At 70.8% G+C, this 13,387-nt stretch carries 14 protein-coding genes; all 14 read left to right on the forward strand.

The window, feature by feature from the left end; all coding sequences use genetic code 11:
* The first annotated feature begins 24 nt into the window (after window positions 1-24).
* The 14 genes from prcB (at window position 25) to TR49_RS17210 (ending at window position 13,245) form a co-directional block, all read left to right on the forward strand.
* Complete coding sequence (gene prcB / locus TR49_RS17145; protein ID WP_042382673.1) at window positions 25-870, forward strand: proteasome subunit beta; 846 nt, start codon at window positions 25-27, stop codon at window positions 868-870.
* 71 nt (window positions 871-941) lie between these two features.
* Entirely contained in the window at window positions 942-1,712 is a 771-nt protein-coding gene (gene prcA / locus TR49_RS17150) for a proteasome subunit alpha (protein WP_042382674.1), read from the forward strand.
* A 79-nt stretch (window positions 1,713-1,791) separates the two neighbouring features.
* Window positions 1,792-3,153, forward strand: coding sequence for a Pup--protein ligase (pafA, locus tag TR49_RS17155; protein WP_042382675.1), 1,362 nt, complete (start codon window positions 1,792-1,794; stop codon window positions 3,151-3,153).
* Window positions 3,154-3,302: 149 nt separating this feature from the next.
* A complete protein-coding gene (locus tag TR49_RS17160; RefSeq protein WP_042382676.1) occupies window positions 3,303-4,307 on the forward strand; it encodes an FKBP-type peptidyl-prolyl cis-trans isomerase in 1,005 nt (334 codons plus the stop codon).
* A gap of 66 nt (window positions 4,308-4,373) precedes the next feature.
* Complete coding sequence (locus TR49_RS17165) at window positions 4,374-4,754, forward strand: FKBP-type peptidyl-prolyl cis-trans isomerase (RefSeq protein ID WP_042382678.1); 381 nt, start codon at window positions 4,374-4,376, stop codon at window positions 4,752-4,754.
* 167 nt (window positions 4,755-4,921) lie between these two features.
* Entirely contained in the window at window positions 4,922-5,920 is a 999-nt protein-coding gene (locus TR49_RS17170; RefSeq protein WP_042382680.1) for a helix-turn-helix transcriptional regulator, read from the forward strand.
* Entirely contained in the window at window positions 5,917-6,864 is a 948-nt protein-coding gene (locus tag TR49_RS17175) for a helix-turn-helix transcriptional regulator (protein WP_042382681.1), read from the forward strand. The genes TR49_RS17170 and TR49_RS17175 overlap by 4 nt, the downstream gene beginning before the upstream one ends.
* 5 nt (window positions 6,865-6,869) lie before the next feature.
* The gene (locus TR49_RS17180; protein ID WP_042382847.1) at window positions 6,870-7,100 is read left to right on the forward strand and encodes a hypothetical protein; all 231 of its coding nucleotides are present in this window, start codon (window positions 6,870-6,872) and stop codon (window positions 7,098-7,100) included.
* A 73-nt stretch (window positions 7,101-7,173) separates the two neighbouring features.
* Window positions 7,174-7,401 carry a hypothetical protein gene (locus tag TR49_RS17185; protein ID WP_042382682.1) on the forward strand — a complete coding sequence of 76 codons (228 nt, stop codon included), beginning with the start codon at window positions 7,174-7,176 and terminating at the stop codon, window positions 7,399-7,401.
* A 114-nt stretch (window positions 7,402-7,515) separates the two neighbouring features.
* The gene (gene tatA, locus TR49_RS17190) at window positions 7,516-7,809 is read left to right on the forward strand and encodes a Sec-independent protein translocase subunit TatA (RefSeq protein ID WP_042382684.1); all 294 of its coding nucleotides are present in this window, start codon (window positions 7,516-7,518) and stop codon (window positions 7,807-7,809) included.
* A 100-nt stretch (window positions 7,810-7,909) separates the two neighbouring features.
* Window positions 7,910-8,818: a twin-arginine translocase subunit TatC gene (tatC, locus tag TR49_RS17195; RefSeq protein ID WP_042382686.1), complete on the forward strand. Its 909-nt coding sequence runs from the start codon at window positions 7,910-7,912 to the stop codon at window positions 8,816-8,818.
* A gap of 93 nt (window positions 8,819-8,911) precedes the next feature.
* Entirely contained in the window at window positions 8,912-11,800 is a 2,889-nt protein-coding gene (locus TR49_RS17200; RefSeq protein WP_042382688.1) for a DEAD/DEAH box helicase, read from the forward strand.
* Between the two features lie 7 nt (window positions 11,801-11,807).
* Window positions 11,808-12,521 carry a transglycosylase SLT domain-containing protein gene (locus TR49_RS17205; protein ID WP_042382690.1) on the forward strand — a complete coding sequence of 238 codons (714 nt, stop codon included), beginning with the start codon at window positions 11,808-11,810 and terminating at the stop codon, window positions 12,519-12,521.
* A gap of 70 nt (window positions 12,522-12,591) precedes the next feature.
* Window positions 12,592-13,245, forward strand: coding sequence for a PadR family transcriptional regulator (locus TR49_RS17210; RefSeq protein ID WP_042382691.1), 654 nt, complete (start codon window positions 12,592-12,594; stop codon window positions 13,243-13,245).
* Window positions 13,246-13,387: the final 142 nt, after the last annotated feature.

The raw sequence follows: 13,387 nt of genomic DNA on the forward strand, positions 1-13,387 counted from the left end.
GACTCACTCACCGGAAGGAAAGCTGTGGAAGCCTATCTGTCTGGCACCGGGCGTCTGCCGGCTGCCTTCCTCAAGCCGGGCTCGTCGTCGTTCCTGGAGTTCCTGGCCGACCACCAGCCCGAGCTGCTGCCCGGCCGGCGGACCCTGCCGGCCGGGGTGCAGCCGCTGGAGGCGCCGCACGGCACCACCATCGTCGCGGCCACCTTCGACGGCGGCGTGGTCCTCGCCGGTGACCGCCGGGCCACCATGGGCAACATCATCGCCCAGCGGGACATCGAGAAGGTCTTCCCGGCCGACGAGTACTCCGCGGTCGGCATCGCCGGTACCGCCGGTCTCGCGGTCGAGATGGTGCGCCTGTTCCAGCTGGAGCTGGAGCACTACGAGAAGATCGAGGGCACCTCGCTCTCGCTCGAGGGCAAGGCCAACCGCCTGACCACCATGATCCGGGGCAACCTGGGGATGGCCATGCAGGGCCTGGCCGTGGTCCCGATGTTCGCGGGCTACGACCTCGACCAGGGCAAGGGCCGCATCTTCACCTACGACGTCACCGGCGGCCGCTCCGAGGAGACGGGCTTCGCGACGACGGGTTCCGGCTCGCTCTTCGCCAAGGGCTCGCTCAAGAAGCTGTACCGCTCCGACCTGACCGCCGAGGGCGCGGCCACCGTCGTCATCCAGGCGCTGTACGACGCCGCCGACGACGACTCCGCCACCGGCGGCCCCGACCTCACCCGCCGGATCTTCCCGATCGTCTCGGTCATCACCGAGGAGGGCTTCCGCCGTCTCGCCGACACGGAGGTCGGCGAACTGGCCGAGGCCGTTCTCGGTCACCGCCTGGAGCAGCCGGACGGCCCACAGGCACCGCTGCTCTGAGCTCCCGGTTCTGAGCTCACCTCACCTGACCGTTCGACAAGCCGAGACATTCCGAAGAGAAGGGGCGACCGGTGTCGACGCCGTTCTACGTCTCACCCCAGCAGGCCATGGCCGACCGCGCCGAGTACGCCCGCAAGGGCATCGCGCGGGGCCGGTCCGTGGTCGTGCTCACCTACGCCGACGGCATCGTCTTCGTCGCGGAGAACACCTCCCGCGCGCTGCACAAGGTCTCCGAGATCTACGACCGGATCGCTTTCGCCGCCGTCGGCCGCTACAACGAGTTCGAGAACCTGCGCATCGGCGGCGTCCGCTACGCCGACCTGCGCGGCTACTCCTACGACCGCGCCGACGTCAACGCGCGCGGCCTGGCCAACGTCTACGCCCAGACCCTGGGCACCATCTTCTCGTCCACCGGCGAGAAGCCCTACGAGGTCGAGCTGATCGTGGCCGAGGTGGGCAAGAACCCCGGCGACGACCAGATCTACCGGCTCACCCCGGACGGCTCGGTGGTCGACGAGCACGGCAGCGTCGCCGTCGGCGGCAACGCCGAGTCGATCGCCGGCTACCTGGACCAGCGGCACGAGGAGGGCCTGAGTCTGCCTGACGCGCTCAAGCTCGCCGTCGACAGCCTGGCCAGGGACCCGAACGGTGGCGCGGCCCGCACCATGACGCCGGATCAGCTGGAGGTCGCGGTGCTGGACCGCGGCCGCTGGCAGCAGCGCAAGTTCAAGCGGCTGCTCGGCACCCAGCTGGCCCGCCTCCTGGAGGGCGACGCCAGCGCCGCGACGGACGACGAGGCCGCCCCGGCGGCCGGCGAGGAGGCCGCGCCCGACGCCGAATAGCCCCGGCGTCGGGGGCGTCCCCCCACAGCAGAGCTTTTCCCACGGTTTCGAGACTGGGCGGGAAGGTGAACAACTAGGCATGGACCGCCGAATCTTCGGGCTGGAGAACGAGTACGGCGTCACCTGCACGTTCCGGGGGCAGCGACGACTGTCCCCGGACGAGGTGGCGCGGTACCTCTTCCGCCGTGTCGTGTCATGGGGCCGCAGCAGCAACGTCTTCCTGCGCAACGGGGCCCGCCTCTACCTCGACGTGGGCTCGCACCCCGAGTACGCCACCCCCGAATGCGACGACGTCGCTGAGCTGGTGACGCACGACAAGGCGGGGGAGCGGATCCTGGAGGGCCTGCTCGTGGACGCCGAACGGCGTCTGCACGAGGAGGGCATCGCCGGGGACGTCTACCTGTTCAAGAACAACACCGACTCCGCCGGCAACTCCTACGGCTGCCACGAGAACTACCTGGTCGCCCGCCACGGCGAGTTCTCCCGGCTCGCCGACATACTGATCCCGTTCCTGGTCACCCGCCAGCTGATCTGCGGCGCCGGCAAGGTGCTGCAGACCCCGCGCGGCGCGGTCTACTGCGTCAGCCAGCGGGCCGAGCACATCTGGGAGGGCGTCAGCTCCGCCACGACGCGCTCGCGCCCGATCATCAACACCCGCGACGAGCCGCACGCGGACGCCGAGCGCTACCGCCGCCTGCACGTCATCGTGGGCGACTCCAACATGTCGGAGACCACCACGCTGCTCAAGGTCGGCGCGACCGACCTGGTGCTGCGGATGATCGAGGCCGGCACGGTGCTGCGCGACCTCACCCTGGAGAACCCGATCCGGGCCATCCGGGAGGTCTCCCACGACCTGACCGGCTCCCGGCTGGTCCGGCTGGCCAACGGCCGCGAGGCCAGCGCCCTGGAGATCCAGCAGGAGTACTTCAACAAGGCTTCCGACTTCGCCGACAACCGCGGCATCCGCACCGGCAACATCGCCCGCGTGCTGGACCTGTGGGGGCGCACGCTGGAGGCGGTGCGCACGGAGGACTACTCCAAGGTGGACCGCGAGATCGACTGGGTCATGAAGTACCAGCTGATCGAGCGCTACCGGTCCAAGAACGGCATCTCGATGTCCCACCCGCGGGTCGCCCAGATCGATCTCGCGTACCACGACATCCACCGCCGTCGGGGCCTGTACTACCTGCTGCAGAACCGCGGTCAGGCCGAGCGGGTCAGCGACGACCTGAAGATCTTCGAGGCCAAGTCGGTGCCCCCGCAGACCACCCGGGCGCGGCTGCGCGGCGACTTCATCCGGCGCGCGCAGGAGCAGCGCCGGGACTTCACCGTCGACTGGGTGCACCTGAAGCTCAACGACCAGGCGCAGCGCACCGTGCTGTGCAAGGACCCGTTCCGTTCCGTGGACGAGCGAGTGGAGAAGCTGATCGCCGGGATGTGATCAGTGCGCTGATCAGTTCGGTCACGCAGCGTGTCGGCATGTACGTGCCGAAACTGTGACCCGTGTTGTGTCGTCGGTCCCAGCGGGAGTCGGCGCAAGGCCATAGAGTGGCGCGGACCATCGGATTCGCGACCACCCTAAGGATCACCGTGCGCCGACTCGCCGCCGCGCTGCTTCTCGCGCCCACGCTGCTGCTCACCGGCTGTGGGAGCAGCGCCAAGCAGGCCTCGGCCGACTCCTCGACGACCAGCCCCTGCCCGTCCGGCAGCGCTGCGGCCTCGCCCATGACCGTGCCCGCCCCGGTGAGCGACGACAGCACGCTGCCCGCCGTCTCCGGCGCCTTCGGCAAGGCCGCGAAGATCACCCCCGCCAAGGGCGACCCGGACGGCAAGTTCGTGGTGAAGACGCTCTCCGAGGGCACCGGCCAGGTCGTCGGCAAGCAGGACTTCGTCGGCTTCAACCTGGTCGCCGACACCTGGAGCGGTCGCAACTGGCAGAACTCCTACGCGGACGGCGGTCCGGCCGCGCTGGTCGATCAGTCGCAGACCCAGATGATGCCGATGTTCGCCGACGCCGTTCAGGGCCACAAGGTGGGCAGCCGCGTCCTGGTGGTCGCGCCCCCGGCCGCCGGCTTCCAGAACGCCGGGTACTCGAAGTACAGCATCACCTGCCACGACACCAACGTCCTGGTCGTCGACATCACCATGGCGATCGCCCACGACACGCAGGCCTCGGGCACGGCGCAGACGCCGCCGGCCGACCTGCCGCAGGTCACCATGGGCGACAAGGCCGCGGCGAAGTTCACCATCACCGACGCCGAGCGGAACCCGAAGAAGCTGGGCGTCGCGGTGCTGATCAAGGGCAAGGGCCCGGTGGTCAAGCCCGGCCAGCAGCTGTTCGCCCAGTACACCGGCGCGCTGCTCAAGGACGGCTCGGTCTTCGACTCCTCCTGGAGCCACGGTGGCGCGTCGCAGTTCCAGATCGGCGCCGGCAAGGTCATTCCGGGCTGGGACAAGGGCCTGGTCGGCCAGACCGTCGGTTCGCGGGTGCTCCTCTCCATCCCCTCCGCGGACGCCTACGGCGCCCAGGGCAACCAGGGCATCCCGGCCAACTCCAACCTGGTCTTCGTCGTGGACATCGTCGGCGCCGCGTAACGTAGGGCCTGAGCAGTCCGTCCAGGGCTGTGTGTGACACACGTCCGTACTGAGGAGAGCACTACCTTGAGCATCGAGAAGCCGGAGATCGACTTCCCGGGCGGCGAGCCGCCGGCGGATCTGCAGATCCGTGACCTGTGGGAGGGCGACGGCGAGGTCGCCGCGGCCGGTGACTTCGTGAAGGTCCACTACGTCGGCGTGTCCTTCAGCTCGGGCGAGGAGTTCGACGCCAGCTGGAACCGCGGCGCCCCGCTCGACTTCCAGCTCGGTGTCGGCCAGGTCATCGCCGGCTGGGACCAGGGCGTCCAGGGCATGAAGGTCGGCGGCCGCCGCGAGCTGGTCATCCCCGCCAAGCTCGCCTACGGCGACCGCGGCGCGGGTGGCAAGATCGCCCCGGGCGAGACGCTGATCTTCGTCTGCGACCTCGTGGGCGTGGCCAAGCGCTGACGCGCAGACGTTCGCTCCTCGCACCCCCGTCCGGGGCGCCGTGCTACCACAGCCGGCCTTCGGGCGGGGGTGCGCTTTGTGGCGCAGGTGCCTACCGGTACGGTCAGTTGATGCGCGGTCCGAGTGGCCCGCCGCGGCCGCGGGCCGCGCGTAGAGAAGGGTGAGCGATGCCCATCGCCAAGTCCGAGCGCCTGATGAACCTCGCGCTGTGCCTGATGAACACCAAGCGCCCGCTGAGCAAGCGGGAGCTGCGGGAGTCCATCGAGGCCTACCGCGAGGCCGGGGCGGCGGGGGAGCAGGCCAGCGAGGACGCCTTCAACCGCATGTTCGAGCGCGACAAGGACGATCTGCGCGAACTCGGGCTGCTCATCGACGTGGTGGAGAACCCGCTCGACGGCGAGCTGGGCTACCTGGCCCGACGCGACGTCAATCGCCTGCCGGAGATCCACCTGGACGCGGAGGAGGCCGCCGCGCTGAGCCTCGCAGCGGGCGTCTGGGAGCAGGCCCGTCTTGCCGGCGCCGCCAGCGGCGCGCTGCAGAAGCTGCGCGCAGCCGGTTCGCTCGCCGAGGACGACACCGAGGGCCGCACCGCCCTCCAACCGCGCATCCCCGCCCGCGAGGCCGCGTTCGAGCCGCTGCTGGTCGCCGCCCGCGACCGCCGGCCGGTCGGCTTCGACTACCGCAAGAGCGGCTCCGCCGTCGCCGAGCCCCGCACGGTCGAGCCCTGGGCGCTGGAGTTCTGGCACGGCCACTGGTACCTGGCCGGCTGGGACCGCGACCGCGACGACGTCCGCGTCTTCCGGCTGAGCCGGATCATGGGGAAGGTCCGCAGCAAGGGCGGGCGTTTCCTCGCCGAGGTGCCCGACCACGTCGACGTCCGGCAGGCCGTCGCCCGGTTCGCCGGGGAGGGCGCGACGGAGCGGGCCCGTGTCCGGGTCCGCCGCAAGGCCGGCTTCCCGCTGCGCGCCAAGGCCGTCTCGGCCCAGCCGGTCGACGCCGAGTGGGACGTGCTGGAGATCCCCTACGGCCTCGGCCTGGCGGCGGATCTGGTCGAGTACGGCCCCGACGTGGTCGTCCTGGAGCCCGCGGAACTGCGGGCGGACGTCATCGCGCGACTGCGCGCGGTGGCTGCGGCTGTCACGAGTGAGAGTGAGGTGGGCGCATGAGCAGCGCCATCGACCAGACCCGTCGGATGCTCTCGCTCGTCACCTACCTGCGGGAGCGCCCCGGCGCGCGGGTCAGTGAGGTCGCCCGCGCGTTCGGCGTCACCGAGCGCGAGCTGATCCGCGACCTCAGCGTGCTGCCGATGTGCGGCACCAGCTTCCGCGGCGGCGACCTGCTCGACATCGACACCGACGGCGAGCAGATCTGGTGGCACAACGCCGACGACGTCGCCCAGCCGCTGCGGCTCGCCGCGGACGAGGCCACCTCGCTGCTGGTCGCCGCCCGCGCGGTGGCCGGCCTGCCCGGCCTGCGCGAGCGTGACCGCCAGGCGCTGACGCGCGCCGTCGCCAAGCTGGAGGCCGCGGCCGGCGACGTCGCCGAGGGCAGCACCCGGGTCGGCGTCACCTTCGAGGCCGAGGGCGACGTCTTCGCCGAGGTCGACCGGGCGTTCACCGAGCGCAAGCGCCTGTGGCTGAACTACTGGTCCTCCGGGCGCGGCGAGCTGACCGAGCGCGAGGTCGACCCGATCCGCCTGATCACCGAGGGACACACCTACCTCGAGGCCTGGTGCCGGCTCTCCGAGGACCGCCGGATGTTCCGGCTGGACCGGATCGCCGAGATCAAGGTCCTGGACACCCCCTCGGACCCGCCGCCGCTGGAGCTGCGCGACCTGTCCGAGGGCCTGGTCCACCCGTCCAGCGAGGATCCGCAGGTCGTCCTGGAGGTCGCGCCCGGCGGCCGCTGGGTGGCCGAGTACTACCCGCACGAGTCGGCGGAGGAGCTCCCCGACGGCGGCCTCCGCATCGTGCTGCGCACCCCGGACCCCTCCTCCCTGCTGCGCCTCGTCCTGCGCCTCGGCCCCGACGGCCGCGTCCTCGCCCCCGCGACGCTCGCCGAGCAGGCTCGCAAGGCCGCGGGCGCGGCGCTGGCCCGGTACGACGGGTGAGCGCGATGGTCTCACCGACCCGCTTCCGGGCCTCCTGCCCGGACTGCCGCGCCACGGCGGAGCTGGAAGCCCGGGCCTTCCGCCTGGCCCTGGGCCGCACGAAGGAACGCACCTTCTACTCCTTCACCTGCCCCGCCTGCGGCGTCGCCGTCCGCAAGCCCGCCGGCGAGCGCATCATCGACGCCCTCACCGGCGCCGGCGTCCCGACCATGCGCCTGCACGTTGGGATCCGTTAGGCAGGTGGGGACCCCATGAGGGGCGCCCGCGCCCCTGGGGGTTGCAACTGCTCCCTGTCACTAGACTCACCCTGTGATGTGGATGATCGTCGGCCTCACCACCGTGGGGCTCATGGTGCTGGGAATCTGTGCCGTTCTCGCCTACCGTGAGGTGGTTCTGCTCGGTAGGGCGCTGTCCCGCAGCGCGGAGCGTGTCGCGCGGGCGGGTGCAGAGGTCGAACGCGAGGCGGAGGTGCTGTCCCGACACGGCGGCGGACTCGCGTTCACCGCCGTCACACCGTCTGTTCAAGGCACAAACTGATCCGCGTAGTATCGAAGATGCGTCGAAGCGGCAAGATCTGCGGCGACGCTCTGGACGCCCGTGACGTCACGGTGCGTATCATCGGCGCAGACACGACGACGAAGAGGGAACCCGATGCTCGAAAACCGCGCTCTCGAAATCATCATCATTGCGGTCATCGTGCTGCTGCTCTTCGGGGCCAAGCGGCTGCCCGACTCCGCGCGTGCCCTCGGCAAGTCGCTGCGCATCCTCAAGTCCGAGGTCGGCGCCATGAAGGACGACGGCAAGAAGGACGCGCCCGTCAGCAACGTGCAGACCTCCTCCGAGCAGCAGGCCGAGGCCGCCGCTCCGAAGACGATCCAGGCCGCCCCCGGCGACACCGCCTCCGCTCGCCCCGTCGAGGACAAGCAGCCCACCACCCAGGGCTGAGCCGCACCTCCTCCCCTTTCTTCCTTTCGCGCAGGGACACAGCCGCACGGTGAGCGACACAAAGACGAGGCAGAGTCCTCCGAAGAACGACGAAGGCCGGATGCCCCTCGCGGACCACCTCCGCGAGCTGCGCTACCGGCTGATCGTCTGCGTACTCGCCCTGCTCGTGACCACGGTCCTGGGCTGGCTGCTGCACACCTGGGCGATCAACGAGCTGGTCACTCCCGCCTGCCACATCACGGGCGTCCACGGGTACGGCGAGAAGACCAAGGAGTGTCCCAACGGTCTGCTGGTGAACAACGGCGTGCTCTCGCCGCTGACCTTCACCTTCAAGATCTCGATGATGATCGGCTTCATCCTGGCCGCGCCGGTGTGGAGCTACCAGCTGTGGGCGTTCGTCGCGCCCGGGCTGTACAAGAAGGAGAAGAAGTACGGGCTGGGCTTCGTCGCCGCCGCCGTCCCCCTCTTCGCGGGTGGCGCCTACCTGGCCTACACGATCTTCCCCAAGGCGCTGCAGATCCTGGCGAGCTTCAACCCCGCCAACTTCTCGCTGGCCTTCTCCGGCGCCGAGTTCCTGGACTTCTTCATCCGGATGGTGCTGGTCTTCGGGCTCTCCTTCGAGATCCCGCTGCTGCTGGTGATGCTCAACTTCATCGGCGTGGTGAGCGCGGCCCGGCTGCGCGGCTGGTGGCGCGGCGCGGTGTTCGGGATCTTCGTCTTCTCCGCGATCGCCGTCCCGACGGGTGACCCGGTCACCATGACCGTGCTGGCCGTGCCGATGTGCCTGCTCTACTTCGCCGCCGTCGGTGTGGCCACGCTGCGCGACAAGGCCGTGGCCCGGCGCAAGGCCGAGGACCCGGACAGCCGGCTGGACGACGACGAGGCCTCCTCGCTCGACCTGCGGCCCTCCGCCCTCGGTGCGGACGACCTGCCGATCCCGGAGCCGGTCAACGCGACCGAGCTGGCGGCCGGCGAGCCGATGATCTACCACCCCGACGACGTCACCTGAGAGGTCGCCCGAGAGGTCACCTGAAGGCGTTAACCAGTCGGTAAACAATCTTCAGGTGGACTGTCGGTCCGGACGGGTACGCTCCTAGGCGAGATGACAGATCAGAACCTCTCCGCCGACGAGACCCTCAGCCCCTCCGAGCGCTACGCCGCCGCGCGGCAGCGCGCCAAGGAGGAGGCCAGCGCGCTGCACGCCTTCCGGCAGTTGTACGACTTCCCGCTGGACGCGTTCCAGGTGGAGGCGTGCCAGGCGCTGGAGGGTGGCGAGGGCGTGCTGGTGGCCGCCCCGACGGGCTCCGGCAAGACGATCGTCGGCGAATTCGCCGTTCACCTGGCGCTGAACCAGGGCCGCAAGTGCTTCTACACGACGCCCATCAAGGCGCTGTCGAACCAGAAGTACCAGGACCTGGTCAAACGCTACGGTCCCGACCGGGTCGGCCTGCTGACCGGTGACAACACCATCAACAGCGAGGCGTCCGTCGTCGTCATGACGACGGAGGTGCTGCGCAACATGCTCTACGCGGGCTCCTCCACGCTCGCCGGGCTCGGCTACGTGGTCATGGACGAGGTGCACTACCTCGCCGACCGCTTCCGCGGCGCGGTGTGGGAGGAGGTCATCATCCACCTGCCCGAGTCCGTCACCCTGGTCTCCCTCTCCGCCACCGTGTCGAACGCGGAGGAGTTCGGCGACTGGCTGGACACCGTCCGCGGCGGCACCAAGGTCATCGTCTCCGAGCACCGCCCCGTGCCGCTGTGGCAGCACGTGCTGGCCGGGCACCGGATGTACGACCTGTTCACCTCCCGCGTCGCCGAGGAGCGCGCCTCGGGGCGCAAGCGCGAGGGCGGCGCAGGGCGTGGGGGAGAGGCCGACGTCAACCCCGAGCTGGTGCGCCTCGCGCGCGCCGAGCAGGACCGGCGCGGGGCCGGGCGGGACCGGTTCGACCGGCGCGGCAGAGGCCGCTCCATGTCGAACGGCCGACCGGGCCGCGCCTGGACGCCCAGCCGGGTCGAGGTCATCGACCGCCTCGACGCCGAGGGCCTGCTGCCGGCGATCACCTTCATCTTCAGCCGGGCCGGCTGCGAGGCCGCCGTGCAGCAGTGCCTCCACGCGGGCCTGCGGCTCAACAACGACGCCGAGCGCGCCGAGGTCCGTGCCCTGGTCGAGTCCCGGACGGAGAACATCCCGCCCGAGGACCTCCACGTGCTCGGCTACTTCGAGTGGCTCGACGCGCTGGAGCGCGGGATCGCCGCCCACCACGCGGGCATGCTGCCGACCTTCAAGGAGGTCGTCGAGGAGCTGTTCCAGCGCGGCCTGGTCAAGGCGGTCTTCGCGACGGAGACGCTGGCGCTCGGCATCAACATGCCAGCCCGCTCCGTGGTGATGGAGAAGCTGGTCAAGTGGAACGGCGAGACCCACGCCGACGTGACGCCGGGTGAGTACACCCAGCTCACCGGGCGCGCCGGGCGGCGCGGCATCGACATCGAGGGCCACGCCGTGGTGCTCTGGCAGCCGGGGCTGGATCCGGCCGCGCTGGCCGGTCTCGCGGGGACGCGTACCTATCCGCTGCGTTCCTCCTTCAAGCCCTCGTACAACATGGCCGTCAACCTCGTCTCCCAGTACGGGCGGCACACCGCGCGCGAGCTGCTGGAGACGTCGTTCGCGCAGTTCCAGGCGGACCGGTCCGTCGTCGGCATCGCCCGGCAGGTGCAGCGCAACGAGGAGGGCCTGGCCGGCTACCGCGAGGCGGTCACCTGTCATCTCGGGGACTTCGACGCGTACATGGGCCTGCGCCGGGCGCTCAAGGACCGCGAGCAGCTGCTCGCCCGTGAGGGTCAGGCGCAGCGCCGGGCCAGCGCGGCCGACTCGCTGGAGCGGCTGCGCCCCGGCGATGTCATCCACGTGCCGACCGGCCGCTTCGCCGGGCTCGCGCTGGTGCTGGACCCGGGCCTGCCGCCCGTCTCCCGGCACGGCACCCGCGGCTACGGCAACGGCCGCGGTCACGAGTACCAGGACGGGCCGCGCCCGGTGGTGCTGACCGCCGAGCGGCAGGTCAAGCGTCTTGCGATGATCGACTTCCCGGTGCCCGTCGAGCCGATCGAGCGGCTGCGCATCCCGAAGTCCTTCAACCCGCGCAGCCCGCAGTCCCGCCGCGACCTCGCCTCCGCGCTGCGCAGCAAGGCCGGGCACATCGATCCGGGCCGGCTCCGCAAGGGCCGCGCGGCCGCCGCCGACGATCCGGAGATCGCGCGCCTCCGCGCCGAGTTGCGGCAGCATCCGTGCCACGGCTGCGACGAGCGCGAGGACCACGCCCGTTGGGCCGAGCGCTACGACCGACTCAAGCGCGACACCGAGCAGCTCGAGCGCCGGATGCGCTCGCGCACCCACACCATCGCCCGCACCTTCGACCGGGTCTGCGCGCTGCTGACGGACCTGGACTACCTGAACGCCGACAGCGTCACCGACCACGGCAAGCGCCTGGGCCGCCTCTACGGCGACCTCGACCTGCTGGCGTCGGAGTGCCTGCGCGAGGGCGTCTGGAACGGTCTCGCCCCGGCCGAGCTGGCGGCCTGCGCCTCGGCGCTGGTCTACGAGTCCCGGCGCGGCGACGAGGAGGCCGGCGCGGTGAAGGTGCCGGAGGGCAAGGCCCGTCCGGCGCTGGAGTCGATGGTGCGGATCTGGGGCCACCTGGACGCGCTGGAGGAGCAGCACAAGCTCTCCACGATGGAGGGCTGGGTGCGGCGCGAGCCTGATATGGGCTTCGCCTGGACGGCCTTCCGCTGGGCCTCGGGGGAGTCGCTCGACAAGGTGCTGCGCGAGGCCGACATGCCGGCCGGCGACTTCGTCCGCTGGACGCGTCAGCTGATCGACGTGCTGGGCCAGATCCAGAACGCGGCCTCGGCCGACGGCGAGGTCCGCACGGCCGCGCGCAAGGCCGTGGACGCGATCCGGCGCGGCATCATCGCGTACTCCTCGGTGGGGTGACGGCGCGGTGGCTCGGGGGCGGTCGGAGCGGAGGCGTTCGGCCTGGGGGGCGTGGCTGGCCGTCGCCGTGGCGGGCGTGCTCGTCTGGGCGGTGATGCACGGTCACGGCGGTTCGTCCGGTGACGCGGCGGCGGCGCCGTCCGGTTCCGCCTCGGGCTCGCCGTCGGGGGTCCGCGCCTCCGCCGGCGCCCCGTCACCGAGCGCTTCGGGGGCGGGCGGCAGCTGGTACCACGGCAGCTACGACCCGTCCCAGTTCGCCGCCCAGGTGCGCGACCGCGCGCACGAGGCGGGCGTGGACCCGCAGTTGGTCATGGCGGTGCTCTACGACGAGGACTACAAGCCGCACGACCCGTCCTTCGAGAAGGCCTGGCTGAAGCTGAAGCCGACCGCCGCGCTCGGGCTTGCCAACATGCACCAGGCCACCTTCGACCAGGTGAAGCAGGGCCGACCGTTCGCCGACCGGTCCTGGCTCGACCTGCCCGACGATCCGGACCTGGCCATCCGGGCCGAGGCCTGGTACCTGCACGACCTCGCCGCCGAGCTGCCCGCGCACCACGTCTCCTCGCTGACCACGGACGAGCTGCTGGCTCTCGGCTACAACACCGGCCCCGGCAACATGCTGGCCTTCGCGCGCGGCGTCGCCCTCGGGCCCCAGGCGCAGCAGTATCTCGACACCACCCGCTCCAACTGGGCGAAGGCCGGGAAGGCTATCGCGATATAGCGTATTGACACGCGCTATACCCGCACTCATATACTCGTCTACGAGTAAGAGTGACCGGGAGGTGTGAGAGATGGCCAGGCGCAAGCTCAGCAACCCGTTGGCGCTGGCGGTGCTCTCCATGTGCGCGGAGACCCCGCGCCACCCCTACGAGATGGCTCAGGTGCTGCGCCAGCGTGGCAAGCAGGCCAGCATCAAGATCAATTTCGGGTCGCTCTACACCGTGGTCCAGAACCTGGAGAAGCACGGCTTCATCGCGGCCGAGGGCACCGAGCGCGACGGCCGCAGGCCCGAGCGCACGGTCTACGGCATCACCGAGACCGGCCGCACCGAGATGCGCGACTGGCTCTCGGAGCTGCTCAGCGTCCCGGTGAAGGAGTATCCGCAGTTCGAGGCCGGCCTCTCGCTGGCGGGCTCGCTCCCGCCGGACGAGGTCGAGGCGCTGCTGCGCAAGCGGCTCGCCGCGCTGGACGACGGCGTGTCGGTGCAGGCCGGGATTCTGGAGGAGTGCCGGGCCGTGCTGCCCGAGATCTTCCTGGTCGAGGCCGACTATGCGCTGACCATGCAGCGGGCCGAGGCCGAGTGGCTCCGCGGGCTGCTGCAGCGGATGGAGACGGACACCCTGACCGGCCTGGACGGCTGGCGTGCCTATCACGCCACCGGCGCGGCGCCGCAGGAGTGGACGGACCTGGAGGAGCGTACGAGCGGGCTCCCACGGCCCGACTGACGCTCGGACACCACAAGATGAAAGCCCCCGCCCGGTGCGGCAACACCAGCGGGGGCCGGAACCTCGCGACCGGCCTGCGGCAACAGGATTCGGCGCTTACGAGGAACACGCAGCTCCATCGTAGCTCCGGATCCCCCGTCGT

The organism is Streptacidiphilus melanogenes, assembly GCF_000787835.1.
GTDB classification, from domain to species: Bacteria; Actinomycetota; Actinomycetes; order Streptomycetales; family Streptomycetaceae; genus Streptacidiphilus; species Streptacidiphilus melanogenes.

Bases quoted from the DNA above. Each gene is read 5' to 3' on its own strand.
- TR49_RS17200 (WP_042382688.1), top strand. From the start codon at position 8,912: ATGACAGATCAGAACCTCTCCGCCGACGAGACCCTCAGCCCCTCCGAG.
- pafA (WP_042382675.1), top strand. From the start codon at position 1,792: ATGGACCGCCGAATCTTCGGGCTGGAGAACGAGTACGGCGTCACCTGC.
- TR49_RS17170 (WP_042382680.1), top strand. From the start codon at position 4,922: ATGCCCATCGCCAAGTCCGAGCGCCTGATGAACCTCGCGCTGTGCCTG.
- tatA (WP_042382684.1), top strand. From the start codon at position 7,516: ATGCTCGAAAACCGCGCTCTCGAAATCATCATCATTGCGGTCATCGTG.
- TR49_RS17180 (WP_042382847.1), top strand. From the start codon at position 6,870: ATGGTCTCACCGACCCGCTTCCGGGCCTCCTGCCCGGACTGCCGCGCC.
- TR49_RS17210 (WP_042382691.1), top strand. From the start codon at position 12,592: ATGGCCAGGCGCAAGCTCAGCAACCCGTTGGCGCTGGCGGTGCTCTCC.
- tatC (WP_042382686.1), top strand. From the start codon at position 7,910: ATGCCCCTCGCGGACCACCTCCGCGAGCTGCGCTACCGGCTGATCGTC.
- TR49_RS17175 (WP_042382681.1), top strand. From the start codon at position 5,917: ATGAGCAGCGCCATCGACCAGACCCGTCGGATGCTCTCGCTCGTCACC.